Source organism: Allobosea sp. NPDC055594 (assembly GCF_053618995.1).
Window position 1 is genome coordinate 37,713 of record NZ_JBSHIO010000019.1, and the last position, 24,755, is coordinate 62,467.

Annotated in this window: 20 protein-coding genes and 1 tRNA gene; 12 read left to right on the forward strand and 9 right to left on the reverse strand. The window is 68.5% G+C overall.

Features of this window, described 5'->3' with window-relative positions:
* The 5 genes from ACWGRX_RS24260 (at nt 1) to ACWGRX_RS24280 (ending at nt 6,372) form a co-directional block, all read left to right on the forward strand.
* A complete protein-coding gene (locus ACWGRX_RS24260) occupies nt 1-891 on the forward strand; it encodes an alpha/beta fold hydrolase (RefSeq protein WP_452119653.1) in 891 nt (296 codons plus the stop codon).
* Nucleotides 892-1,209: 318 nt separating this feature from the next.
* Nucleotides 1,210-4,560, forward strand: coding sequence for a helicase-related protein (locus tag ACWGRX_RS24265; RefSeq protein ID WP_452119666.1), 3,351 nt, complete (start codon nt 1,210-1,212; stop codon nt 4,558-4,560).
* Between the two features lie 22 nt (nt 4,561-4,582).
* Nucleotides 4,583-4,894: an RNA-binding S4 domain-containing protein gene (locus ACWGRX_RS24270; protein WP_291642371.1), complete on the forward strand. Its 312-nt coding sequence runs from the start codon at nt 4,583-4,585 to the stop codon at nt 4,892-4,894.
* Between the two features lie 160 nt (nt 4,895-5,054).
* Nucleotides 5,055-5,393 (forward strand): ferredoxin FdxA, encoded by a 339-nt coding sequence (gene fdxA, locus ACWGRX_RS24275; RefSeq protein WP_291642373.1) that lies wholly within the window; start codon nt 5,055-5,057, stop codon nt 5,391-5,393.
* Between the two features lie 391 nt (nt 5,394-5,784).
* Nucleotides 5,785-6,372 carry a CarD family transcriptional regulator gene (locus tag ACWGRX_RS24280; protein ID WP_291642375.1) on the forward strand — a complete coding sequence of 196 codons (588 nt, stop codon included), beginning with the start codon at nt 5,785-5,787 and terminating at the stop codon, nt 6,370-6,372.
* Nucleotides 6,373-6,463: 91 nt separating this feature from the next.
* On the opposite strand, the gene ACWGRX_RS24285 is transcribed toward ACWGRX_RS24280, so the two are convergent.
* The 3 genes from ACWGRX_RS24285 to ACWGRX_RS24295 form a co-directional block, all read right to left on the reverse strand.
* On the reverse strand, nt 6,464-7,333 hold the full coding sequence (locus ACWGRX_RS24285; RefSeq protein WP_452119654.1) for a dienelactone hydrolase family protein: 870 nt from the start codon (nt 7,331-7,333) through the stop codon (nt 6,464-6,466).
* 141 nt (nt 7,334-7,474) lie between these two features.
* Nucleotides 7,475-8,941, reverse strand: a complete 1,467-nt coding sequence (locus ACWGRX_RS24290; RefSeq protein WP_452119655.1) for a M48 family metalloprotease — start codon at nt 8,939-8,941, stop codon at nt 7,475-7,477.
* A gap of 13 nt (nt 8,942-8,954) precedes the next feature.
* A complete protein-coding gene (locus ACWGRX_RS24295) occupies nt 8,955-9,776 on the reverse strand; it encodes a hypothetical protein (RefSeq protein WP_452119656.1) in 822 nt (273 codons plus the stop codon).
* A gap of 28 nt (nt 9,777-9,804) precedes the next feature.
* Here ACWGRX_RS24295 and ACWGRX_RS24300 point away from each other — a divergent pair.
* Both ACWGRX_RS24300 and ACWGRX_RS24305 read left to right on the forward strand, forming a co-directional pair.
* Nucleotides 9,805-9,881, forward strand: a tRNA-Arg gene (locus ACWGRX_RS24300).
* Nucleotides 9,882-10,175: 294 nt separating this feature from the next.
* Nucleotides 10,176-10,421 carry a hypothetical protein gene (locus ACWGRX_RS24305; protein WP_452119657.1) on the forward strand — a complete coding sequence of 82 codons (246 nt, stop codon included), beginning with the start codon at nt 10,176-10,178 and terminating at the stop codon, nt 10,419-10,421.
* Between the two features lie 86 nt (nt 10,422-10,507).
* On the opposite strand, the gene ACWGRX_RS24310 is transcribed toward ACWGRX_RS24305, so the two are convergent.
* The 4 genes from ACWGRX_RS24310 to ACWGRX_RS24325 form a co-directional block, all read right to left on the reverse strand.
* On the reverse strand, nt 10,508-11,290 hold the full coding sequence (locus tag ACWGRX_RS24310) for a helix-turn-helix domain-containing protein (RefSeq protein WP_291642385.1): 783 nt from the start codon (nt 11,288-11,290) through the stop codon (nt 10,508-10,510).
* A gap of 89 nt (nt 11,291-11,379) precedes the next feature.
* The gene (locus tag ACWGRX_RS24315) at nt 11,380-14,076 is read right to left on the reverse strand and encodes a 2-oxoglutarate dehydrogenase E1 component (RefSeq protein WP_452119658.1); all 2,697 of its coding nucleotides are present in this window, start codon (nt 14,074-14,076) and stop codon (nt 11,380-11,382) included.
* 55 nt (nt 14,077-14,131) lie between these two features.
* Nucleotides 14,132-15,070, reverse strand: coding sequence for an NAD(P)-dependent oxidoreductase (locus ACWGRX_RS24320; protein ID WP_452119667.1), 939 nt, complete (start codon nt 15,068-15,070; stop codon nt 14,132-14,134).
* Complete coding sequence (locus tag ACWGRX_RS24325; RefSeq protein WP_291642217.1) at nt 15,067-16,494, reverse strand: aldehyde dehydrogenase family protein; 1,428 nt, start codon at nt 16,492-16,494, stop codon at nt 15,067-15,069. Before ACWGRX_RS24325 ends, ACWGRX_RS24320 begins: the two co-directional genes overlap by 4 nt.
* Before the next feature lie 161 nt (nt 16,495-16,655).
* On the opposite strand from ACWGRX_RS24325, the gene ACWGRX_RS24330 reads away from it, so the two are divergent.
* Entirely contained in the window at nt 16,656-17,744 is a 1,089-nt protein-coding gene (locus ACWGRX_RS24330) for a TRAP transporter substrate-binding protein (RefSeq protein ID WP_291642215.1), read from the forward strand.
* A 106-nt stretch (nt 17,745-17,850) separates the two neighbouring features.
* Here the strand turns inward: ACWGRX_RS24330 and ACWGRX_RS24335 are convergent, their stop codons facing one another.
* Both ACWGRX_RS24335 and ACWGRX_RS24340 read right to left on the reverse strand, forming a co-directional pair.
* Complete coding sequence (locus tag ACWGRX_RS24335) at nt 17,851-19,512, reverse strand: acyl-CoA dehydrogenase family protein (RefSeq protein WP_452119659.1); 1,662 nt, start codon at nt 19,510-19,512, stop codon at nt 17,851-17,853.
* A 14-nt stretch (nt 19,513-19,526) separates the two neighbouring features.
* The gene (locus tag ACWGRX_RS24340; RefSeq protein ID WP_452119660.1) at nt 19,527-20,744 is read right to left on the reverse strand and encodes a CoA transferase; all 1,218 of its coding nucleotides are present in this window, start codon (nt 20,742-20,744) and stop codon (nt 19,527-19,529) included.
* Nucleotides 20,745-20,980: 236 nt separating this feature from the next.
* Here ACWGRX_RS24340 and ACWGRX_RS24345 point away from each other — a divergent pair, with 236 nt between their 5' ends.
* The 4 genes from ACWGRX_RS24345 to ACWGRX_RS24360 form a co-directional block, all read left to right on the forward strand.
* Entirely contained in the window at nt 20,981-21,967 is a 987-nt protein-coding gene (locus ACWGRX_RS24345; protein ID WP_452119661.1) for a LysR family transcriptional regulator, read from the forward strand.
* A 180-nt stretch (nt 21,968-22,147) separates the two neighbouring features.
* The gene (locus tag ACWGRX_RS24350) at nt 22,148-22,894 is read left to right on the forward strand and encodes a glucose 1-dehydrogenase (protein ID WP_291642203.1); all 747 of its coding nucleotides are present in this window, start codon (nt 22,148-22,150) and stop codon (nt 22,892-22,894) included.
* A gap of 101 nt (nt 22,895-22,995) precedes the next feature.
* Nucleotides 22,996-24,498 (forward strand): FAD-binding oxidoreductase, encoded by a 1,503-nt coding sequence (locus tag ACWGRX_RS24355; RefSeq protein ID WP_452119662.1) that lies wholly within the window; start codon nt 22,996-22,998, stop codon nt 24,496-24,498.
* Nucleotides 24,495-24,755: TRAP transporter small permease subunit (locus ACWGRX_RS24360; protein WP_452119663.1), on the forward strand; the 261-nt coding region annotated here is incomplete at its 3' end. The genes ACWGRX_RS24355 and ACWGRX_RS24360, both read left to right, overlap by 4 nt.

Consider the following 24,755-nt stretch of genomic DNA (forward strand, 5'->3'; position numbering starts at 1 on the left):
ATGCCCGGCGATTTTGCCTTGCCACCCGGATTGCGGCGGCGCGACGTGATGGTGCGCGACACCGTGCTTCATGTCGCCGAGGTCGGCGACGGGCCGACCGTGCTGCTGCTGCATGGCTGGCCGGAGTTCTGGATGACCTGGCTGCCCTTGATGAACCGCCTGCATGGCGAGTTCCGGCTGGTCGCGCCCGATTTGCGCGGCTTCGGCGACAGCGCCAAATCGCCCGCGCCACGCAGCGATGTCGGGGCCAACAGCCATGCCGACGACATCGCCGCCTTGCTGGAAGCGCTGGGGACCGGACCGGTCGGGGTCGTCGGCCATGATGTCGGCGCCTATGTCGCCCAGGGCCTGGCGCGGCGCCACCCGCAGCGGGTCGAGAAGCTCCTGTTCTTTAACTGCCCGACGCCGAGCGTCGGTTCGGCCTGGGTGCGCGAGGGCCATGTCAACGAGATCTGGTACCAGTCCTTCCAGCAATTGCCGCTGGCCGAGCAGCTGATCGGCTCCAGCCGCGAGGCTTGCGCGCTCTATCTCGGGCATTTCCTGACGCATTGGTGCCATCGCAAGGATGCCTTCGCGCCGGTCTTCGACCGCTGGGTCGAGAACTTCCTGAAGCCCGGCAATCTGCGCGGCGGCTTCGACTGGTACCGCAGCCAGAATGCGGCGCGGGTCGCGGCGATCGACGGTCATCCGACGCCTTCCGTCTCGATCCACCAGCCGACGCGGGTGCATTGGGGCCGGCACGACCCGGTCCTGAAGGCCGAATGGAGCGCCTTCCTGTCCTATTATTTCGACGATGTCGAAGTGACCTATTGCGAGAACGCCGGCCATTTCGTCCATGTCGAGGCGCCGGACGAGGCGGCCGAGGTGTTCGCCGAAGTCTTCGCCGACTGAACTGACGGGGTGCGCGACTATTTTCGCCTTTGCCTCTCGCCTTCCCGTGCAGGAGGCCTACATGAGCGAAAGCGGCTCTCTCGCGTGCAAGTCGGCGAAGGACGGAAATCGAGGGCGATTCAAAATCTTGTGGTTATTGAATCGCTTGCCGCGATATCTCGCCGTGAACGAAACCTGATTCTGCGGGAGTCAGCGATTCGGCCTCGCTTCGTTCCGGACTCGTTCTGTTCACGGCGCGGGTTGCCCTTGGGGCGCCCGACCCGGTAGGGCTGGCTCGGTATTTCGCCGCGCAGGCTGCAGGAAAGCTCCAGCGTCTTGATCCAACCCCGCTCTCTTCCGCCCTCGCTCCGCGCACGCGGTGTCACTGCGGTGCTCGGCCCGACCAATACGGGCAAGACCCATCTCGCCATCGAGCGGATGATCGCCCATCCCACGGGGATGATCGGCCTGCCGCTGCGTCTGCTGGCGCGCGAGGTCTACCAGCGCGTCGTCGAGAGGGTCGGCCCGGAGGCGGTGGCGCTCGTCACCGGTGAGGAGAAGATCAAGCCGGAGCGGCCGCGCTTCTGGGTCTGCACGGTCGAGGCGATGCCGCGCGACCTTGCCGTCGATTTCGTCGCCGTCGACGAGATCCAGCTCGCCGCCGATCTCGACCGCGGCCATGTCTTCTCCGACCGGCTGCTGAACCATCGCGGCCGGGCCGAGACGATGCTGATCGGCGCGGGCACGATGCGGCCTCTCATCGAGCAGCTGATCCCGGGCGCCAATGTGGTGACGCGGCCGCGGCTCTCGAACCTGACCTTCGCCGGCGACCGCAAGATCACCCGCCTGCCGCGGCGCTCGGCGATCGTCGCCTTCTCGGCCGAGGAGGTTTACGCCATCGCCGAGCTGATCCGCCGGCAGAAGGGCGGGGCGGCGGTGGTGCTGGGAGCGCTATCGCCACGTACGCGCAATGCCCAGGTCGAGATCTACCAGTCCGGCGATGTCGACTATCTCGTCGCCACCGACGCGATCGGCATGGGGCTCAATCTCGACGTCGACCACATCGCCTTCGCCGGCGACAGCAAGTTCGACGGCCATCATTTCCGCAAGCTGCATCCGGCCGAGTTCGGCCAGATCGCCGGCCGGGCCGGCCGGCATCTGCGCGACGGCACTTTCGGCACCACCGGGCGGGCGCCACCCTTCGATGCCGAACTGGTCGAAGCGATCGAGAATCATCGGTTCGAGCCGATTCGCCAGCTGCAATGGCGCAACTCCGATCTCGACCTGCGCTCGGTCCAGGGGCTGCTCGACAGCCTCAACCAGCAGCCGCAGGAGCAGGGAATGACCCGCGCCCTGATCGCCGAGGACATGACCACGCTGGAAATCCTGGCGCGCGACCATGATGTCGCGAGGCTGGCGCAGGGCAGGCCGGCGGTGACGCGGCTCTGGGAGGTCTGCGGCCTGCCGGATTATCGCAAGATCGCGCCCATGCAGCATGCCGACCTCGCGACGATGCTGTATCTTCGGCTGATGCGGCACGGCCGTCTCGATCCGGACTGGTATCGGCGCCAGCTCGATGCGCTCGACCGCACCGATGGCGAGATCGACACCCTGTCGGCGCGCATCGCGCAGGTCCGAACCTGGACCTTCGTGGCGAACCGTCCCGACTGGTTGCCTGATCCAGAGCATTGGCAGGGGGTGGCGCGTCTTGTAGAGGACAAGCTGTCGGACGCTTTGCACGAAAGGCTCGCCAGCCGTTTCGTCGATCGGCGCACGAGCGTGTTGATGCGTCGCCTGCGGGAGAATGCGATGTTGGAAGCTGAGGTCACTGCGGCGGGCGACGTGCTCGTCGAGGGCCAGCATGTCGGGTTGCTGCAGGGATTCCGCTTTACGGCGGATCCCAAGGCCGGCGGCCCCGAAGCCAAGGCGCTGAACGCCGCCGCGATGAAGGCGCTCGCCAGCGAGATGGAGGCGCGCGCCTCGCGCGTCGTGCTCGCCGGCGACGAGGCCTTCGTCCTGTCGCATGACGGTTTCATCCGCTGGGTCGGCGAGCCGGTGGCGCGCCTCGTCGCCGGCGAGAAGGTGCTGGAGCCGCGCCTGCGCCTGCTGGTCGAGGAGCATCTGACCGGGCCGGCGCGCGAGCAGGTCGAGAATCGGCTGACGCTCTGGCTGAAGAATCACATCACCAAGCTGCTCGGGCCGCTGCAGGTGCTCGAGGAGGCCACGAGCCTGACCGGCATCGCGCGCGGCATCGCCTTCCAGGCGGCCGAGGCGCTGGGCGTGCTCGAGCGCGCCAAGGTCGGCGAGGAGATGAAGACCCTCGACCAGGAGGGGCGGGCGGGCCTGCGCCAGCTCGGCATGCGCTTCGGCGCCTTCCATCTCTATGTGCCGGCCCTGCTGAAGCCGGCACCGCGGGCGCTCGCCGCCCAGCTCTGGGCGCTGAAGCATGACGGGCCGGAGCAGGGCGGGCTGGACGACATCGCCCATCTCGCTTCGTCCGGCCGGACCTCCTTCCCGGCCAACAAGGACGTGCCGAAGGGGCTCTATCGCGCCGCCGGCTATCGCGTCTGCGGCGAACGGGCTGTGCGCGTCGACATTCTCGAGCGCCTGGCCGATCTGATTCGCCCGGCTATCGCCTACCGCCCCGGCGTCACGCTCGGTCAGCCGCCGGCGGGCGCCGCCGATCAGGACGGCTTCGTCGCCACCGGCGCGATGACCTCGCTCGTCGGCTGCGCCGGCGAAGACTTCGCCTCGATCTTGCGCTCGCTCGGCTATGTCTCGGTGAAGCGGGCAGGGCCGGCGATCACCGTGCCGCTCGCGGCGACGCCGGAGCCTATCGTGGCGGCCCCGGCCACTGAGGTCGAGGCTGCGCCTGCGGGTGAGGGCGAGGTCGCAGCCGAGACGGTTGCGGCCGAGAGCCCCGACGCCTTGGATGCAGAGGCCCCGTCCGAAGCTCCGGCTTCCGAGGGCGAGGCGCCGGAAGCCACGCCGAGCGAAACGCCGGATGCGCCTGTGCTCACCGAGGCCGAGCTCGCGACCGCGCCTGGTGAGGCGATCGCGGCCACCGCTGAGGCCGAGGCCGAGCAGTCCGACATGTCCGAACCGGCTCCGGCCGAGGCGGCTGCTTCGGAAGCGCCGGCGAGCGCAGCTCCCGCCGAGGAGCCTGCCAAGTCGGCCGAACCGGAGCTGATCGAGGTCTGGCGCCCGCATCGGCACCAGGGCGGAAGGCGGCCGGAGCAAGGCGCCCGCGGGCGTCGCCCGGAGCGTCGCCCCGGCCATCAGGGCGCAGCGGCGCCGGCTGGAGACGCCGGAGGCGGACCGCGTCCCGAAGGTGGCCAGCGGCCGAATCGCAATCGCTGGCGCGAAGGCGGCTGGAACGGCCAGCGCCCGGCGGCTGGCGGGCAGGCTCCCGCTGCGGACGCGGCGGGCGGTGCGCCGGAGCGGCAGGGACGCGGCGGCCGGCCGGAAGGCGGCAACCGACCCGAGCGCGGTCCGCGGCCGGAGTTCAGGCGCAATGAGGGGCGGCCGGGCGGTGGTCCGCGTCGCGACGAGCGCGGCGGCAAGGAGCAGCGTTTCCAGGCGCCGGCCAAGCCGCGTGCCGCCGAGCGCCAGCCGGATCCGGATTCGCCTTTCGCCAAGCTGCTCGCCCTGAAGGCGCAGCTCGAAGGTGGCGACGGGCGCAAGGGCTGAGGCATCAGGGCGAGGGCCGCGATTGCGCGAGGACCGGCAACGTCTCGACAAATGGCTCTGGTTCGCGCGCTTCGCCCGCAACCGCCCCGCCGCCGTGCGTCTGGTGGAGGACGGCCATGTCCGGGTCGCAGGCAAGCGGATCGAGAACCCGGCGCTCGGGCTCAAGCTCGGGGATGTCCTGACGCTGGCTCTCCCGCATGCGACGCTGGTCGTGGCGTTGCGTGCGCTCGGCGAGCGCCGCGGCTCCTACGAGCAGGCGCAGACGCTTTACGAGGTGCTCGGCGGCGACCAGCGCGGCGATGCGTCGCTTGCGCCGGGAGAACCGAAGGGATAGATCGCGAGAGTTGTGCGGCCGGCGTTGGCGCGGCCCGCCAGAATGTTTCCGGAACGCCCGTTCCGGCAGAATTTCTATCCCGTTTCCGGCCGGATTCCGGCCTTGAAACACTCTCTCGCCCGGTTCTAAGGATGCGCCGGTCGATCGGAAGGACAGCGCCATGACCTATGTGGTCACCGAGAACTGCATCAAGTGCAAGTACATGGATTGCGTCGAGGTCTGTCCGGTAGACTGTTTCTACGAAGGCGAGAACATGCTCGTCATCCACCCCGACGAGTGCATCGACTGCGGCGTCTGCGAGCCGGAATGCCCGGCCGAGGCGATCAAGCCCGATACCGAGCCGGGCCTCGACAGCTGGCTGCAGCTCAACTCGAAATATGCTTCGAGCTGGCCGAACATCACGCAGAAGAAAGAGCCGCCTGCCGACGCCAAGGAGTTCGACGGCGTACCCGGCAAGCTCGACGCGCATTTCTCGCCCAACCCCGGCGAAGGCGACTGAACCTGCCGTTTGGGTAGGTCGATGGCAGGGCTGCGGATGGCGGGTCGATCAGGCCCGCTGACGCGGCCATAAACCGTTTACCTTTGATTCGGCGCGTTTTTTGTGGTATCCATTTGCCACAGTCGAGTTCGTTCCGCTTGCCCCTGCGAGAATTCATGATCGGGGCGCCCCCTTAAACGCAGCGAGCAAAGCTACCGGTGCCAAGTCCGGGGCTGTGCGAACTTCGTGTCTGGTGGCCATCAAGAAACAATCGGCTGAGGGAGCGTGTCGCGCCGGGAGATGACTGTCAAAGTCGCATCCGTCGCGTCCGGCAGAGTGTCGCTGGTTATTCCGACCAGCGACTGAAAGTCGCGTCTCCGCTTATAGCGGACCGATGAGGAGTTGAAACGGCATGACCACTGCGAAGAAAGCTGCTGTGCGCCTGGGTTTCAAGACTGGCGAGTTCGTCGTCTATCCGTCCCATGGTGTCGGTCAGATCACGGCGATCGAGGAGCAGGAGGTTGCCGGCTTCAAGCTCGAGCTGTTCGTCGTCAGCTTCGCCAAGGACAAGATGACTCTGCGCGTGCCCACCGCCAAGGCCGCCAGCGTCGGTCTGCGTAAGCTCGCCGATGGCGAGGTCGTCGCCAAGGCGCTGGCGACGCTGACCGGCCGCGCCCGCGTCAAGCGTACCATGTGGTCGCGCCGCGCCCAGGAATACGAAGCGAAGATCAATTCCGGCGATCTCGTCGCCATCGCCGAAGTGGTGCGTGATCTCTACCGTTCCGAGGCGCAGCCCGAGCAGTCCTATTCCGAGCGCCAGCTCTATGAGGCCGCGATCGACCGGATGACGCGCGAGATCGCCGCCGTCGACGAGATCACCGAGACCGAGGCGCTGAAGAAGATCGAAACCCAGCTCGCCAAGTCGCCGCGCCGCGCCAGCAAGGCCGAGGCCGTTGAGGCCGAGGACGGCGACGAGGACCTGCAGGAGGAGGCCGCCTGAGGCGGTTTGCATGACCGGATATCGAGGCCCGGCGGAGCGATCCGCCGGGCCTTTTTCTTGGACAGCCCCGACGGAGCGCGGCACCGGGCCGTCAGGCCGCCCCGGTCTCGGCGGCGAGGAAGGCGACGGTTCGCTCCCAGGCGAGCCTGGCGGCGGCGGCATTGTAGCGCTCGGCGCTGGTGTCGTTATGGAAGGCGTGGTCGACATCCGGATAGATGATCGCCTGGTAGCGGATATGGGCGGCCTTCAGCGCGGCCTCATAGGCCGGCAATGCCTCGACCAGGCGGGTGTCACGCGCCGCGTGCTGGATCAGCAGCCGGGCCTTGATCTGCGGCACCTTGGCGAGGTCCGGCGAGCGGCCGTAGAAGACGACGCCGGCGCTGAGCTCGGGTGCCGCCACGGCGAGGTCGTTGACTGCGCCGCCGCCCCAGCAGAAGCCGACTGCTCCCGTCTTGCCGGTGGCGTCCGGGCGGGCGGCGAGCAGGGCGAGAGCGGCACGGCCCTGGGCGACGACGTCCTGCGGCTTGAGCTGGGGGAAGAGGGCGCGGGCGGCGTCCGGATCAGCCGGCGTGCCGCCGAGCGGGGTCAGGAAGTCGAGCCCGAGCGCGGTGAAGCCGGCCAGCGCCATGCGGCGGGTGACGTCCTCGATATGCGGGTTGAGGCCGCGGTTCTCATGGATGACGAGCACGCCGCCGCGCCTGACCGGCGTCTTGGGCGCGACGAGATAGCCCTTCAGCGCGACGCCGCCTACGGTCTCGGCGATGTACCGGGCCTCGAGCCGGGCATCATCGGGAGCGACTTGCCGGGCCTGCGCATAGTTCGGCTCGAGCAGGGCGAGCGCGGCTTCCGCAGCCGCGGCCGAACCGGCGAGCCCGACGAGCCGGTTCATGAAGCTGCGGCGGTCGAGCGGCTTGTGGGTGTACTCGTCGTAGAGTTCGACGATGCGACGGTCGAGTGCCATGGTCGCCCTCTGGTCGGGCGGCGCTCGGCCGCCATGTTCCACCTTCCGGGCATTCCATTCGGGTGATGGGCAGCCCATGGCGCGGGACGCTAGCACGAGGCGGGATGGCCGGTCAGCGGCGCAAGGCCGCGCGACGCCGGGCTATTCGGTCACGATCTTGTAACGCTGGCCCGGCGTCAGCCGGCCGGAGCGGTCGAGCCCGTTCAGGATCTGGAAGAGTTCGAGCGGCCGGTCATGCGTCGCCATCCGGCCGGAAAGGCTTGCCGGTGTGTCGCCTTCCGCCGCGGCGACCAGTCTGATCTGCATGGGCTTGACAGACTGGGCCTCGGAGGGGGAGAGGCTGCGGAAGCTGTCGAGCACGGCGCGCATGCCGCGTTCGGGGTCGGTTCCGCCCTTGGCGGCCAGGATGAAGCGATAGACGCGCTGGCCGGCCTGGATGGCGGCGAGCCGGAAGCGCCAGTCCGTGCCCTTGCCGGTGGTGACCGCCGCCGGGAGGCCACTGATCGTCACGGATTCGACCTCGCCGGTGGTGACACCGTCGATCCAGCCGGAGGCGACATAGGATTCGAGCGTCTGCCCCGGCTTCAGCGCGACGGAATCAAAACGCAGGGCCTGGGCGCCGTCGCGGCTGACGCCGACCACCATTTCGCGGGCCGCCTCGAGCTCGAAGCCATCGGGCGCGGTGAAGGCGATGCGCAGGGCGCTGTTGAGATAGCGTCGGCCACGGACGACGCCGTCGGCCGGGTCGTCGCCGAAGGCGATGCCGTCGATCGCAGTCAACCAGCGTCCCGCCTCGCGCTCGCCGATGCCGGGCGCGCCGATCTGCCGCGCGGCGGAGGTGACGGCTGCGATGCGCTCCGGGGTCGAGGGGTGGCTGGAGAGAATGTCGAGCTTCTTGTCGCCACCGCCCTCGCCGCCGGCGCGGAAAGTCGTGTTGCGGCCGAGCGAGACGAGGAAGCGGCCGGCGCCGTAGGGGTCGTAGCCGGCGCGGGCGATGTTGCGCACGCTGATCTGGTCGGCGAGCAGTTCCTGCTGCCGCGAGAACTTGGCGAGCGTCAGCTTCGAGCTGGCCTGGACTGCCGCCCCGGTCGTCGGGTCGTTCAGGACTTGAGCCACGACCTGGCTGACCAGGGCCGATTCGAGCTCCAACTCGGCCCTTTCGGTGGCGTGGCGCGCGGTGACATGGGCGATCTCATGCGCCATCACCGAGGCGATCTCGGAGGTGTCGTTGGCGAGGGCGAGCAGGCCGCGGGTGACATAGAGGCGCCCGGTCGGCAAGGCGAAGGCATTGACGATCGGCGAGTTCAGGATGGTGATCTCGTAATTGCCGATCTGGCCGTCGCTGGCTTTGGCGAGGCGCGTGACGATCTCGTCGAGCACGCTGCGGACATTGGAGGCGCGATACTCGCCCCCAAAGGCCTGGAGCAGGCGCAGATGCTCGCGGTCGGTGCCGCGCTGCAGGCTGGCGACGCGCGGCGCCGACTCGCCGCCGGGCTGATCGAGCGGCGGCAGGAGGGAACTCTGGTCGCCGAAGCATGCGGCCAGCAGCAAGGCCGGCAGCGCCATGGCGACGAGGCGCCCCCGGGCGGGCTGTCGATATCGCTGCATTGCCTGAAACAACCTAATCGACCATCTCCAGGGCGGCGCGCGTCTCGATCGTAACGAGGAGGCCATCTCGCCCCTCGATCACGCCGCGTACGCGCACGCGTTTACCGGTCAGCGTGGACGCGGTCCAGCCGACGCTTTGCAATTCCCGCCAAAGGGCGCGCGACAGCACGATGCTGCCGCCCGCTCCGCGGCGGCGCGTGAAGTTGAGATAGGTTCGCCGAGCCCGTTCGCCAACTGCCGCGATGCGCCCCTCAACCAGCACGATCCGGCCCGCCTGCGCCCGCATCGCGGCGGGATCGTGACCGTCGATGACCGGCAGGCCCGCAAGGGCGCGGTTCGTCGCGGGCGTTGCCGAAACGGCACGTTCGGCGACCGTCTTCGCAGACCGGCGGGCTTCGGCGGCGCGCCAGACAGCGTTGCAGCCGGCGAGGCCTGGCTCCGGAAGGTGAAGCGCCGCCCCGGCCGCGAGCAGGAGGGCGGCAAGGTCATGCCCGGCGATGTCGCCTGCAGGACCGTCGGGGAGCAGGAGCCGCGCCGGAATCCGGCCCCAGCGATCGGTGCCACCGAGTGCGACCAGTTCAAAGCCCTGGCCGAGCCAGGGACGGAGGGCGGCGGCAAAGCGTTCCCGCTCGGCTTCGTCCTGTCGCGGCGCGAGCCCGGCGAGGCGGAGCAGGCTGCCGTCTTCCAGAACGAGGTCGCCATGGCGCTCGAGGCTGGCGAGTCGGACCTTGCGGGTTTCCTCGGGCGCAGCACAGTCTTCGGCAGCAGCGGGCCGCGCCGTCGCCGAAATCGCAGCAAGCCCCGCAAACACGATAAAGGAAGGCTTCACCCGCATGCGCTTTATGCTAAACGCATTCCGGTGCGTCCCGGTAGCTCAGCAGGATAGAGCAACGGTTTCCTAAACCGTAGGTCAGGGGTTCGAATCCCTTCCGGGACGCCAGATCTTCCAGCAAGATACCGAAACCGGGCGATATTCTGGTTTTCCGGGCCCGAGATGTCCGGCCCGGCCTCTTCAGCGAAAACAGCGCAGGCGTGTGGTGGCTATGCTCGACGTATCCGCTTGCTTCCCGAGGCGATTGCTGCGGTCCATGCGATGCTCGGGGCGTCGGAGGCGCGCCGCTTCCGGCAGCGCCCGTCAGTAGCCCTGCCAAAGCACCTTCGCCGAAACGATTCGTCAGCCGGTCGATTGGTCGCTAGCGTATCAGCCAGAGTTGCGTAGCGATGAGGTGGTGTCATGCCTGAGATCGCCGCTATGACGATCACGTCCTATGAAGAGCGCAAGGCCGCCGTGTTGCGGGCCGCGCAGCTGATCTCATCCCCGGACGTTTCCGAAGGCGCGCGTGAATTCGCGCTGCTGACCGAGGCGATCGCGGATTTCGACATCCGCCAGGACGCCGAACCCGTCATCGAGATCCCGCCCGGGTTCATGCAGTTCCTTGCCGGTGGGCATCGCGGTCAAGCTCTGACCAAGCGTCGCTGATCGCGACCCGCCGGGGCGGCGCGATCGCCTGCGAGGCCGCCGCCCTGCATGGTCGGGACGATGAGAGCGACGGCGCCGCGATGCGCTCAGGATTCGGCGGCGAGCTGCGAGGAGATCGTCGCGGAGGTGCGACGCAGGGCCGGCAGGATGCGGTCCAGCAGGCGCTGACGCGGCCCGGCCCCGCGCAGGACGAGGCTGCTCAGGGCCGCCACCGTCTCGCCGTCCACGATGATCGGTACGGCCACGGCCCAGATCTGCGACTGGTAGACCGCATCGAGATAGCGCTCATGCGCGAAGGCGAAGCCATTCTGCCGGGCCGTGGCGAGCCGTTCCTCGAGCCCCTCCCATAATTCGGGCGAGGCGTCCCAGATCTCCTTGGACTGCCGGAGACGCTCGAGCTGGGCTTGCAGCGCATCCGGGGCCAGCCCGGCCAGCTGCATGATGCCGACGCCGGTGGCGAGCAGCGGAATGCGCGCGCCGAGCCGGCCGGGAATGGAAAGGCCCTTGGCGTTGCGGTTGGTGTAGACGATCACCATCGCATCGTCCTCCAGCGTTGCCAGATTGGATGGCCAGCCGATCTCGGCTCGCAGGCTCTCGATCAGCGGCTCGGCGAGCTGGAGCAGGCGCGAGGTGCCGTCATAGCCATTGCTCAGCAGCTTTGTCCGCGCGGTCACGCCGAAGGTCACGCCATCCGCGCGGCGATAGACATAGCCAGCCTCGATCAGCGTCTCCAGGATCCGCACCACCGTCGGCTGCGGCAGCTTGGCGGCCCGCGCCAGATCGGTTGCCGTGATCGGGCTCTGTTCGCTGACGAGACGAAGGACCGTCAGGCCGCGCGTAATGGCGCGAACGGGCTCAAAGGAGGCCATGGAAGCGTTGTCGGGCCCTGTGATGCATCGGGGTGGCCCCCGGCTGGCGGTGGGAGGGAGAAAGGGGCGCCTGCGCGCTGCGCCCCACTTCAGGCATTGCCTCTCGTGAGGTCAAGCGCTTGCCCGATCAGGGCGGCCTGCTCGCCTTCATGCCGCTCGATCGAGCCGCCGGCCGCGACCGGCAAGGGCGGGCGGGCGACATGCGCCAGTGTGCGGCCGCCGAAGCGCGGATCGCAGCGGAGTTGCTGTGCGACATGGGCGAGCGCGCCCTGGTTCTCCGGCTCCTCCTGGCACCAGACCAGCTCGGCGCCGGCATGCCGGGACAGGGCCTCGGCGAGTTCCTCGGCCGGGAACGGGTAGAGCTGGTCGAGCCTGATGATCGCGACCTCATCCTCCAGGCCGAGCCCGGCGCGCGCGGCGGCGAGCTCGTAGCCGATCTTGCCCGAACACAGCACGACCCGCCGCGCCGGCTTCGCGGCCGCCTCGAAGACGACCGGGCGGAAGGAGGTGCCGGCGGCCATCTCCTCCAGCGCCGAGACACAGGCTTTCTGCCGCAGCAGCGCCTTCGGCGCGATCACGAAGAGCGGCTTGCGCCAGGGCGCCTTCACCTGCCGCCGCAGCAGATGGAACAGATTGGCCGGCGTCGAGGGATTGGCGACGATCATGTTGCCGCCGGCGCAGAGCTGGAGCAGACGCTCGATCCGGGCCGAGGAATGGTCCGGGCCCTGGCCTTCCAGCCCATGTGGCAGCAGGACGACGAGGCCTGACATCAGCTCCCATTTCGCTTCCGCCGAGACGATGAACTGGTCGACCATGATCTGGGCGCCGTTCAGGAAGTCGCCGAACTGCGCCTCCCAGAGGACCAGCCGGTTCGGGGCGGCGAGGCTGTAGCCATATTCGAAGCCGAGCACGCCATATTCGGAGAGCGGGCTGTTCACCGCCTCGAAACGGGCAGCGCCTGCGGCAAGGCCCGCCACCGGCATGAGATGCCGGCCGGTCTCGACATCGTGTACGCCGAGATGGCGCTGGGTGAAGGTGCCGCGGGCGCAGTCCTGACCGGAGAGCCGCACCGGCACGCCCTCGGCCAGCAGCGAGGCGAAGGCGAGGGCTTCGGCGGTCGCGAAGTTGATGTCGCTCCCGCTCTCGATCGTCTCGAGGCGCGTCCGATAGAACTGGGCGACCTTGGCGTGGGGCTTGAGCTCCGGCGGAATCAGACTGGCCTCGCGGCCGATCGCACGCAATTGCTCGATCGGCAGGCCCGTCTCGATGCGGTCCAGCATCTCGGCCGCGCCCGCTCGCGCGATTCCGGCCCAGCCCTCTGGCCGCGCCGAGGCGGCGTTCGGGCGCAGGCTCTCGATGGCGGCATAGCCCTCCTGCATCTCGGCCTTGAAGGCTTCTGCCAGCTGCGCCACCCGCTCCGGCGCCGCAGCGTCGAGGCCGGCGACCACCGCGGTGAAGCTGTCGCGCAATGAGGGGCGGGCGTCGATGGCGGCCCAGATCTTCGGCTGGGTGAAGCGCGGCTCGTCGAGCTCGTTATGGCCGTTGCGGCGATAGCAGACGAGATCGATCAGCACGTCGCGGCGGTAGCGCCGGCGCCAGGCCAGAGCGAGCGCGGCGACCCTCGCGACCGCGACCGGGTCGTCGCCGTTCACATGCAGCACCGGCGCGCCGACCATCTTGCCGATATCGGTGCAATAGCGCGAGGTCCGGCCTTCCGAGGCGTTGGTGGTGAAGCCGATCTGGTTGTTGACGACGAGATGGACCGTGCCGCCGACCTCATAGCCGGCGAGGCCGCCGAGCTGCAGCACTTCGCCGACCAGCCCCTGTCCGGAGAAGGCGGCGTCGGTGTGGAGCAGCAGGCACAGCACATCGTCGCCGGTAGTGCCGCGCTTGCCGCGCGCCAGCCCGGTGACGACGGGCGCGACGGTCATCAGATGCGAGGGATGTGGCGAGATCGACAGCTTCATCTGCCGTCCGCCATGGCTGACCTCGCCGGCATAGCCGAGATGATAGGGCACGTCGCCGGTGAAGTCGGGGCCGCCATCGGTCAGGTCCCGGCCCTTGATTTCGGCCAGCAAGGTGCCGACCGGCTTGCCAAGGACGGTAGCGAGCGTCGCGAGGCGGCCGCGATGCATGCCGCCGATCGCGGTTTCATCGAAGCCGGAAAGGCAGGCCTCGCGCAGCAATTCGCGCAGGAAGACGATGGCGCCCTCGGCGCCCTCGACGCCAAAACGCTTCTTCGAGGGGAACTTGACCTTGATGAAGGTCTCGAACGTATCGGCGAGCACGATCGCGTCGAGCGCGCGGTTGGCGAGATCGACCGGAGCCGGCGCCGCGAACAGCGCTTCGAAGGCGCCGTAGAGCCAGTCGCGGGCCTCGTCATCCTCGACCTGCTGCGCTTCGAGCCCGACCTTGCCGGCATAGAGGCGTTGCAATTCGGTGGCGAGGCTTGCGAGGGGAGTCTCGCAGGTCTCGCCGGAGAGGGTGACACGGGTCATCAGGCCCGGCTGCGCCGCCACCTCGGCGCGCAGGCGCTCGAGCGGCACGGCAGGCATGCGCGCCGCGAGATCGAGCGGATCGAGCGCCGCTTCGCGGTGCCCGAAGCGGCGATAGGCTTCGACCAGCCGCAGGCCGAGCGCTTCGCCATTGCCGCGCCCGCCCGCCCGTTCCGGCTCCATCTCCTCGAAATGGATGCGCCAGTCCGCCGGGACCGAAAGCGGGTCGCGCCGGTAGCGCGCATAGATGTCGAGGAGATACGCGCTTTCGGTCGCGACGGGCACGGTCATGGCGGCAGCTTTCGGGAAGCGCTATCGGCTTCGGCTACGGAAGATCGGGTCTTGATCAGGTCTTGGACGGCAGGCGCGGAGCCTCGACGCCGGCAAGGTCGCACCAGGCGTCGAGCAGCGCCGAGAAGTCCTTGCCGCCGAAGCCGCGCGAGCGGGCGAGCTGCAGGCATTCGCGCGCCGCCGCGCCCATGGCGAGCGGCACCTTCATCGACGAAGCCGAGGTCAAGGCGAGGCCGAGATCCTTGTGGGCGAGGTCGATCTGGAAGCCGGGCTCGATATCCCCGGCCAACACCTTGACCGGGAAATTGGTCTTGAGATGGCCGTTGGTGGCGGTGGTGCCGTTGAGGATGTCGATGGTGCGCTCGACATCGAGGCCGAAGCGCGCCGCAAGGGTCAGGGTCTCGGCGTTGAGCTGGCAGGCCGCGATCGCCAGATAGTTGTTCACCACCTTCATGCGGATGCCGGCGCCGGCCGGGCCGCAATGATGGATCGTCGTGCCCATCGCCTCGAGCATCGGCTTGACGCGCTCGAAATGCTCCTGGGAGGCGCCGACCATGAACAGGCATTCGCCGCGATCGGCATGGATCGCGAGCCGGCCGACCGGCGCGTCGACGAAGCCGAGGCCGGCGGCCTCGACCGCCGCCGCGACCTCGTCGGTCGCGAGCGGGTCGATCGTGCTCATGTCGACGACGAGCGTGCCGGGCCTGGCATTGGGCACGATCCCGTCGAGCACCACGGCGCGCACTTCGGGATGGGCCGGCAGCATGGTGAAGACGATGTCCGATTCGCGCGCGACATCGGCGATCGAGCCGGCGGCGCGGCCGCCGAGCTCGACCAGGGCCGCGGTGCCCTGCGGGTTGACGTCATAGGACAGCGTCGCGAAGCCCTTGCGCTGCAGGTTGGACGCCATCGGGCGTCCCATCCTGCCAAGGCCGATGAAGCCGATTTTCGGGTTGCTCATGAGCGTTTCCTCCGGATTGGTCTTGTCGCTCAGGCCAGCAGGTAGCTGGTCTTGATCTGGGTGTAGAACTCGACGGCGTAGCGGCCCTGCTCGCGCGGCCCGTAGCTCGAGGCCTTCCGGCCACCGAACGGCGTGTGGTAGTCGACGCCGGCCGTCGGCAGGTTGAGCATGGTCATGCCGGCCTCGACATTGCGCTGGAAATGCCGGGCATATTTCATCGAGGTCGTGCAGATGCCGGCCGACAGCCCGTAATCGGTGTCGTTGGCGACAGCGAGCGCCTCGTCATAGTCGGCGACGCGGATGACCGTCGCGACCGGGCCGAACACTTCCTCGCGGTTGATGCGCATGGCGTTCGTCGTGTCGGCGAACAGGGTCGGGGCGATGTAGTAGCCCTTGGTGTCGAGCTCGAGCGCTTCGCCGCCGGCGGCCAGGCGCGCATTCTCGCCTTTGGCGATGTCGATATAGCCGAGATTCTTCTGGAACTGGCTGTCGTCGATCACCGGGCCGATCTGGGTCTCGGCCTTGAGCGCATGGCCGACGCGGAGCTTGGCGACGCGCTCGGCGCAGGCCTTGACGAAGGCGTCATGGATACCGCTCGTCACGATCAGGCGGCTCGAGGCCGTGCAGCGCTGGCCCTGCTGGAAGAAGGCGCCGTTGACGGCGAGGTCGGCGGCGAGCTCGAGATCGGCGTCGTCGAGCACGACCAGCGGGTTCTTGCCGCCCATCTCCATCTGGCAGCGGATCAGCCGCTCGGCGCAGGCGACGGCGATGCGCCGGCCGGTCGTCGAGGAGCCGGTGAAGGAAATCGCGTCGGCATTGGCGATGACGGCGGCGCCGACATCCGGCCCGGCGCCGATCAGCAGGTTGAAGACACCGGCCGGAATCCCGGACGCGGCGACGATCTCGGCGATCGCGACGGAGATGCCCGGCGTCTTCTCGGACGGCTTCCAGACCACGCCGTTGCCGAAGGCGAGCGCCGGCGCGATCTTCCACATCGGCGTCGCGACGGGGAAGTTCCACGGCGTGATCAGGCCGACGACGCCGACCGGGTCACGGGTGATCTCGACATCGACGTTCGGCCGCACCGAACCGAGCTTCTCGCCCGGCATGCGCAAGGCTTCACCGGCAAAGAAGCGCGCGATATGGGCCGCGCGCGTCACCTCGCCGAGCGCGTCAGGAACGGTCTTGCCGCCCTCGCGGGCGAGGATCTGGGCGAGCTTGTCCTTGTTGTCGAAGATGCCGCGGGCGATCGCCTCGAGCACCAGCGAGCGCTGCTCCAGCGTCGCGCGGCCCCAGGCCGGCTGCGCCTTGCGGGCGGCGGCGAAGGCCGCCTCGACCTCGCTCTTGCCGGCGAGGCCATAGGTCGCGATCACGTCGCTGAGATCGGATGGGTTGCGGATTTCGAGAGCCTGCGCGCCGCCGACCCAGTTTCCGCCAATCAGATTCTTCTCGAGCATCGCAGCAGCACTCCATCGATCGTTTCATCGTTCGCCCGCACCTCGCGCGGCCGGTAATGAATTTCGACTAGCACCATCCGAGGCGTCATGCTAGATTTGAATTATAAATTCATACAATGAATTAAACCTGCTCGACCATCGAGAGGTATCCGGAGGAAGCAATGAGGAAACGCGACTTTCTGAAAACGGCTGCGGCCGGTGCGATCGGCAGTGCAGCGATCGCGGCGCCGGCCATCGCGCAGAGCGCGCCCACGATCCGCTGGCGGCTGGTTTCCAGCTTCCCGAAGAATATCGACGTGCTCTATGGCTCGGCCGAGGTGATGGCGAAGAACCTCGCCGAAGCGACCGACGGCAAGTTCCAGATCCAGGTCTTCGCGGCCGGCGAGGTGGTCCCGGCGCTCCAGGCGCTCGATGCGGTGAGCAACGGCACCGTCGAGATCTGCCACACCGCGGCCTATTACTATGTCGGCAAGGACCCGACCTTCGCGATCGGCACCCATATTCCCTTCGGCCTGAATACGCGCCAGCAGAACGCCTGGGCCTATCATGGCGAAGGCAAGGTGCTGCTCGACGAGTTCTTCCGCAAGCACAATGTCGTCGGCCTGCCGGGCGGCAACACCGGCTGCCAGATGGGTGGCTGGTTCCGCAAGGAGATCAAGAGCGTCGACGACCTCAAGGGTCTGAAGTTCCGCATTTCCGGCCTCGGCGGCAGCATTCTGGCCAAGCTCGGCGCGGTGCCGCAGCAGGTCGGTGGCGGCGACATCTACCCGGCGCTCGAGCGCGGCACGATCGACGCGGCCGAGTTCAACGGCCCCTATGACGACGAGAAGCTCGGCCTCTATCGCGTCGCGCCGTACTACTACTACCCCGGCTTCTGGGACGGCACCTCGCTGGAGCACTTCTTCATCAATGTCGAGCAGTGGGAGAAGCTGCCGAAGCACTACCAGGCAGCGCTGACCGCTTCGGCTGCGCTTGCGAACGTCGACACCGTGGCGCGCTACGACGTGCTGAACCCGCCGGCCCTGCGCCGCGTCGTCGCCAGCGGCGCCAAGCTGCGTCCGTTCCCGGCCGAGGTCATCGACGCCGCTCACAAGGCGGCGATGGAGCTCTATGACGAGCTCTCGGCCAAGAACGCCGATTTCAAGAAGCTCTATGACAGCATGCGCCGCTTCCAGACGGAATCGGCGACCTGGAACCAGGTCTCCGAATACTCCTACGACACGGTCGCCCTGCGGGCGATCCGGCGCTGAAAAAGCCCCGGCCCGGGCAGCGTAGGCTGCCCGGGCCGGGTGCGGATGTCGGAACGAAGATGGAGCAGGCTGCGGTGCAGCCTGCTTTTCTTTTGCCCGCGGCGCTTCAGTTGGCGCGGCTGAGCAGGCCGCGCGCGATGACCTGGGCCTGGATCTCGGCCGCGCCCTCGAAGATCGACAGGATGCGGGCGTCGCAGAGCACGCGGCTGATCGGGTACTCGAGCGCATAGCCGTTGCCGCCATGGATCTGCAGGGCGCAATCGGCATTGGCGAAGGCGACGCGGGCGGCGAGCAGCTTGGCCATGCCGGCCTCGATGTCGCAGCGCCGGTCGGCATCCTTCTGCCGCGCGGCGAAATAGGACAGCTGCCTTGCCATCATCGTCTCGGTCGCCATGAAGGCGAGCTTGGCATGGACGCGTGGGAAGGCGAGCAGCGCCTTGCCGAACTGGACCCGGCTCTGCGCATAGGCGAGGCCGAGCTCGAGCGCATTCTGGGCGACGCCGAGCGCGCGGGCCGCCGTCTGAATCCGGGCGCTCTCGAAGGTCTCCATCAACTGCTTGAAGCCCTGGCCCTCGACACCGCCGAGCAGGCTCGAGGCCGGCACCTCGAAACCGTCGAAGGAGATCTCGTATTCCTTCATGCCGCGATAGCCGAGCACGGGAATCTCGGTGCCGCTCATGCCCGGTGCCGGGAACGGGTCGGCCTCGCTGCCGCGCGGCTTCTCCGCCAGCAGCATCGACAGGCCGCGATAATCCGTGCTCTGCGGGTCGGTGCGCACGAGCAGGGTCATCAGGTCGGAGCGGGCGCCATGGGTGATCCAGGTCTTGGCGCCGTAGACGCGATAGACATCGCCCTCGCGTACCGCCCGCGTCCGCAGGCTGCCGAGATCGGAGCCGGTGTTCGGCTCGGTGAACACCGCGGTTGGCAGGATTTCGCCCGATGCGAGGCTGGGTAGCCAGCGCGCCTTCTGCTCCTCGGTGCCGCCGAGCCTGATCAGCTCACCGGCGATCTCGGAGCGGGTGCCGAGCGAGCCGACGCCGATATAGCCGCCGCTCAGCGCCTCGGAGACCAGGCACATCGCCACCTTGCCGAGGCCGGTGCCGCCATAGTCCTCCGGGATCGTCAGGCCGAACACGCCCATATCGGCCAGCTTCTGCACAAGCTCCAGCGGGATCAGCTCGTCACGGGCGTGCCAGCCCGGCGCATGCGGCGTGACCTCGCTCGCAGCGAAGCGCAGGAACTGCTCGCGCGTCGCCTCGAGGATCTCGTCATCGAGGCCGAGCGTCCCGAACCTGCCTTCGGCCAGCTCGCCGGAAAGCGTCCGCCTCGCCGCTTCGAGCGCCGGGGCATGCGCGAGCTGGGCCAGCGCCGGCTCGGCGGCGAAGGCTGCGACGACATCCGCCGCCACGCCCATATCCGAGGGGCGCACGGTTTCGGTCTGGCTCATGGCGATGCCGCCGGCGAGCTGGGCGCCGTATTCGGCGAAGCCGAGATGCAGCATGGCCGCGTCGGCCGGGCTGAGACGGCCGTCGGCGGCGAGGCGCTCGGCCCAGGCGAGGGTCTGGCGCAGCGCCTCGACATAGGTGCCTTGCCAGGCGAAACCATGGGCGGCGAACTGATGCGCCTCGACGAGGTCGGCATCGACCCGCCCGCTCGGCGCCAGCGATTGCGCGACCGCGGCACGCGTCGCCGCATGCAGGGTTTCGGCGGCGGAAAGCAGGGAGGCGCAGCTCGCGAGCAGCGCATCGTGGTCGGTCGTCTTGGGCATGATCGATCCCGAAATCAGGCGGTACGGGGACCGGCGACGATGCCGGTCTGGAGAAGCTTGCCGATGGCGGCGGTCGAGAGCCCCAGCCTGTCGGCGAGCACGGCCTCGGTATCCTGGCCGAGCTGCGGCGCGGGCAAGGGCGGGCGGCGCGCTGCGGCCGAAAAGGCCAGAGGCGAGCCGGGAGCCAGGATCGGGCCGGCGCCGGGCTGCTCGATCGTGCCGAACATCGGGTTCGCCACCGAGCAGCGTGCATCCTCGCGGACCAGCTGTCCGAAGTCCCGATACGGGCCCCAGAGCACGCCGGTGCCGTCGAAGGCGGCTTCGATCTCGGCGAGGCTGCGCGCGGCGCACCAGCGTTCGAGCACGGCGAAGATCGCGGCGCGCGCGGTGAAGCGGCCGCCTTCGGTGTTGAGATCGGCATCCATCATCGGGCCGATCATGGCGAGCTTCTCGGTCAGGCCGGTGGCGCGGCCGATCGCATGCCATTGCCGGTTGGAGATCGCGACGATCATGACATGCCGCCCGTCGGCGGTGGCGAAGTCGCGGCCGAGGGCGCCATAGAGATCATTGCCGAGCGGCTGGCGCACCGCGCCATTGACCTGATAGTCGGCGATGTAGCCGAGATTGCCGACGCTCGCGAGCATCACGTCCGAGAGCGCGAGCGAAACCTGCCGGCCCTTGCCGTCGAGGCGCCGCGCCCGCTCCGCCGCGAGCAGCCCGGTCGCGAGATAGAGCCCGGCCGCGATGTCCCAGGCCGGCAGGACATGGTTGACCGGCTCGGTGCCGACGCCGGTCGCCAGCGGAAAGCCCGAGGCGCAGTTCACCGTGTAGTCGACGGCGCCGCTGCCATCGTGATTACCCGTCAGCCGCAGGCTGATCAGGTCGTCGCGGCGCTGCGACAGGACATCGTGCCCCATCCAGCCGCTGGCCGGCAGATTGGTCAGGAGGATGCCGGCATCCTCGCCGGGCTGGGCGATCAGGGCACTTGCCAGCTCCTGGCCCTCCGGCTTGTCGAGGGCGATCGCGATCGAGCGCTTGCCCTTGTTGAGACTGGCCCAATAGAGGCTGGCGCCTGAGGGGGCGAGCGGCCAGCGGCGATAGTCGATATTGCCGCCGATCGGGTCGATGCGGATCACCTCGGCGCCGAGCTGCGCCAGCGTCATGCCGCCCAGCGGGGCTGCGATGAAGGCGGAGACCTCGACGACGCGAAGTCCGTTCAGGATCGTGCTCATCGCGTCAGAGACCCGGCGAAGAGCAGGGGCTCTTGGCCCTTGGAGAGGCAATCTGCCGGCAGGCGGGGCGACATCCCAGGTCTTCCTCCTCTTTCGCCGCTCCCTTGCGCTCAGGTTCACGGGCAGGTGCGGTCACTTCGGCCCGCAACCTAGCGATCCCAGCCGGATCGGCCATGCAGTCTGGTAGATAAGAGCTATAACCGCTACCAGAGAGGCGGCACGAAGAGACCGCAGCGATGGACCTCCAGCAGATCCGCTATTTTCTCGAAACGGTCGCGGCAGGCAGCCTGTCGCGGGCGGCGGTCCGGCTCGGCATCAGCCAGCCGGCGCTCAGCCGCCAGATCGGCAATCTCGAGGCCTCGCTACAGCAGAGCCTGCTTTATCGCCATGGCCGCGGCGTCTCTCTCACCGATGCCGGGCGCCGCTTCGAGGAGGTGGCGCAGGACGTGATGCGGCGCCTGGCCGATGTCCGCACCGAACTCGCCGCAGGAGCGATCGACAACACCGGCAGCGTATCGCTCGGCATGCCGCCTTCGCTCTCCGCCAGCATGGGAGCCGATCTCGCTTTGCGCTTCGCCGCCGAATTCCCGCGCGCACAGCTGCGACTGCGCGAGGCCTTCAGCGCCGTGCTGCTCGAATGGACCGAGGCCGCGCGGGTCGACATCGCCGTGCTCTATGACGCGCGCAGCAGCCGCAGCCTGATCGCGACGCCTCTGATGCTCGAGGACCTGTTCATGGTCGAGCCGCCATCGACGCGCGCCGACGCCACGCTCGAACCGGTGTCGCTGCCCGAACTGGCGAGCCGCGCCTGCGTCCTGCCGGGACCGGAGAACGGACTGCGCCGGGTGGTCGATGCCGCCTGCGCCGCCGAAGGCGTGCGTCCGCGCGTGCTGACGGAGGTCGACTGCGTCGCGGCGCTGAAGCAGTTGGTCGAGCGCGGTGTCGGCCCGACCGTGCTACCTTTTGGCGCAGTCCACCGGGAGGTCCGGGACGGAAGGCTCCGCGTGCGTCCGTTCCGCTCCTCCGCGATGCGCGCGCTGCTCGTGCTCGCGACGCCGGCGAACCAGCCGATCACACCGCTGACGCGCGCGGTGATGCGAATCGTGCAGGATGAGGTGGCGCGCCTGGTGCCGCTCGACATTCTGCGTGGCGTCACCCGCAATCTTGAAGGCCCTCGCCCGCGGCCGCGTCCCGATCGGGAGAGCCCCGAAGCGGTCGGCTGAAAGCACCCCTGCCTTTTTGCTTATAGCTGCTATGCGCCAGGCTCGGCTGGCCCGAGGGTGGTGACCTCCGCCAGATGGAACAAACGCGGGTGCGACGATCAGGCGAGCCTGGCCGTCGAGGCCCCTCCAACGGCCCGGACAAGCCGGGAACCGCCTGTGGGCGGAAGGAAGGAAACGTCGATGCGTCTGAAGGATCGCGTCGCGCTCGTGACGGGTGCGGCATCCGGGCTCGGCCTGGCCATGGTCGAGCGTTTCGTGGCGGAAGGCGCCAGGGTCGCCGTCGTCGACTGGAACGGGGATGCTGCGGCTGGGACCGCCGCCCGCTTCGGCGCTGCCGCCATCGCGATCCGGGCTGACGTGACCAAGGCCGACGAGGTGCAGGCTTCGGTGGCCCGGACCGTCGAGGCCTTCGGCCGGCTGGACATCCTGATCAACAATGCCGGTTCCAGTCACGCCAAGGGGCCGTTCGAGGCCGTTTCCGAAGCCGAGTTCGATCGCGTCTTCGCCGTCAATCTGAAATCGATCTTCCACTACTGCAACGCGACCGTCCCGGTGATGCGCAGCCAGGGCGGTGGCGTCATCCTCAATGTCGGCTCGACGGCGGGGAACCGGCCGCGCCCCGGGCTCGCCTGGTACAATGCCAGCAAGGGCGCGGTGCATAACGTCACCAAGACGCTGGCGCTCGAACTGGCGCCCGATCGCATCCGTGTCTGCGCGCTGGCGCCGGTCGCGACGGAAACGCCGCTGCTCGCGACCTTCCTCGGCACGGATTCCCCTGAAATGCGCGACCAGATGCGCGGGATCGTGCCGCTCGGCCGTCTCGGCCAGCCCGAGGACGTCGCCAATGCCGCGCTCTATCTCGCCTCCGACGAAGCCTCGTTCCTGACCGGGGTGGTCCTCGACATCGATGGCGGCCGCAGCGTCTGAAGCCGCTTCGGGCCTGAAGCACTGCAACGCTTCCGCCCTTCATCTCGGGCTGGCCGGCCATGCCGACCAGTGCCTGCGTTTCCCTGCGAAGGAGGACGAATATGGCTGAGAACTCGAGCGACGCCGGCGCCGGCGGCTTGCTGCGTGATCCCGCCCGCTTCGCAAGGGAGCTTCTCGAGCCGATCCGCGCGATTGTCGGCGAGCGCGGCGTGATCACCGACCGCGACCAGATGCAGCCGCTGATGGTGGCCTGGCGCGACGGCTGGCAGGGCCGCGTTCCGCTCGTCGTGCAGCCGGCGAACACGGCCGAGCTCGCCGCGGTCGTGGCGATCTGCCACCGCACCCGCACGCCGATCGTCCCGCAGGGCGGCAATACCGGCCTGACCGGCGCGAGCCAGCCGCATGGCGACGATTCCGAGATCGTGATCTCGACGACGCGGATGAACCGCATCCGGGCCCTCGATCTCGACAACGATACGATCACCGTCGATGCCGGCTGCGTGCTGGCGAGCATCCAGGACGCGGCGCGCGATGCCGGCCGGCTCTTCCCGCTCAGCCTCGGAGCCGAAGGCAGCTGCCAGATCGGCGGCAATCTCTCGACCAATGCCGGCGGCGTCCAGGCGGTCCGTTATGGCACGGCCCGCAATCTCGTGGCGGGCCTCGAAGTCGTGCTGCCGGATGGACGCATCTGGGACGGGCTGCGCGGCTTGCGCAAGGACAATGCCGGCTACGATCTGAAGCAGATCTTCATCGGCGCCGAAGGCACGCTCGGCATCATCACCGGAGCCACGCTGAAACTCCTGCCCTTGCCGGAAGCGACGGCCACCGCCTTTCTCGCGACGAACTCGCCGGCGCAGGCCGTCGCCTGGCTGCGCCGCGCCAAGGCCGCGCTCGGCGAGTCCATCACCTCCTGCGAACTGATGGAGCGCGCCTGCGTCGAGATCGCGCGCAAGCACAACAGCCAGATCCAGGACCCGTTGGCGCAGGCCTATCCCTGGTATCTGCTGCTCGAACTCGCCGGCCAGGGCGCTGCCGAAGCGCTGGAAGCGCGGCTGCTGCCGGTCTTCGAGGCGGGGCTCGAGGCCGAAGAGCTGCTCGACGGCGTCATCGCCTCCTCGGCCGCCCAGGCGGCCGCACTCTGGCGCATTCGCGAAGGCGCTCCGGAGGGGCAGCGGCTGGAGGGATCGTCGTTCAAGCACGACGTCTCGGTGCCGATCTCCCAGGTCGATCGCTTCATAGCGGAAGCGAATGCCGCGCTGTCGCAGCGCTTTCCCGGCATCCGTTCCTTCGCCTTCGGCCATCTCGGCGACGGCAACATCCACTTCAACCCGATTCAGGCCGAGGGCGAGCCCGCCGATCTCTGGCAGGCCCGGCTGCCGGAAGTGAACCGGATCGTCCATGACATCGTCTCGCGGCTCGGCGGCTCGATCACTGCCGAGCATGGCGTTGGACGCCTGCGGATCACGGAACTGCAGCACTACAAGAGCGCGGTCGAGCTCGAAATGATGGCGCGGCTGAAGCGCTGCTTCGATCCGCTGAACCTGATGAACCCCCAGAAAGTGCTGAGGAGCGATCTCCTCGACAACCTGTCGGAGATGGCATGAAACAGCTCCTCGCGATCAGCCGGGTCATCGAAACGGTCAACGGCCAGATCGGCAAGAAGATTGCCTGGCTGATCCTCGTTGCGGTGGCCGTCGCGACGATGAATGCCATCGTCCGCAAGCTCTTCAGCGTCTCCTCCAATGCCTGGCTCGAGCTGCAATGGATGCTGTTCGGTGCGGTCTTCCTGCTCTGCGCCTCCTGGACGCTGCAGGTGAAGGAGCATATCCGCATCGACATCGTGAACAGCATGCTGCCCAAG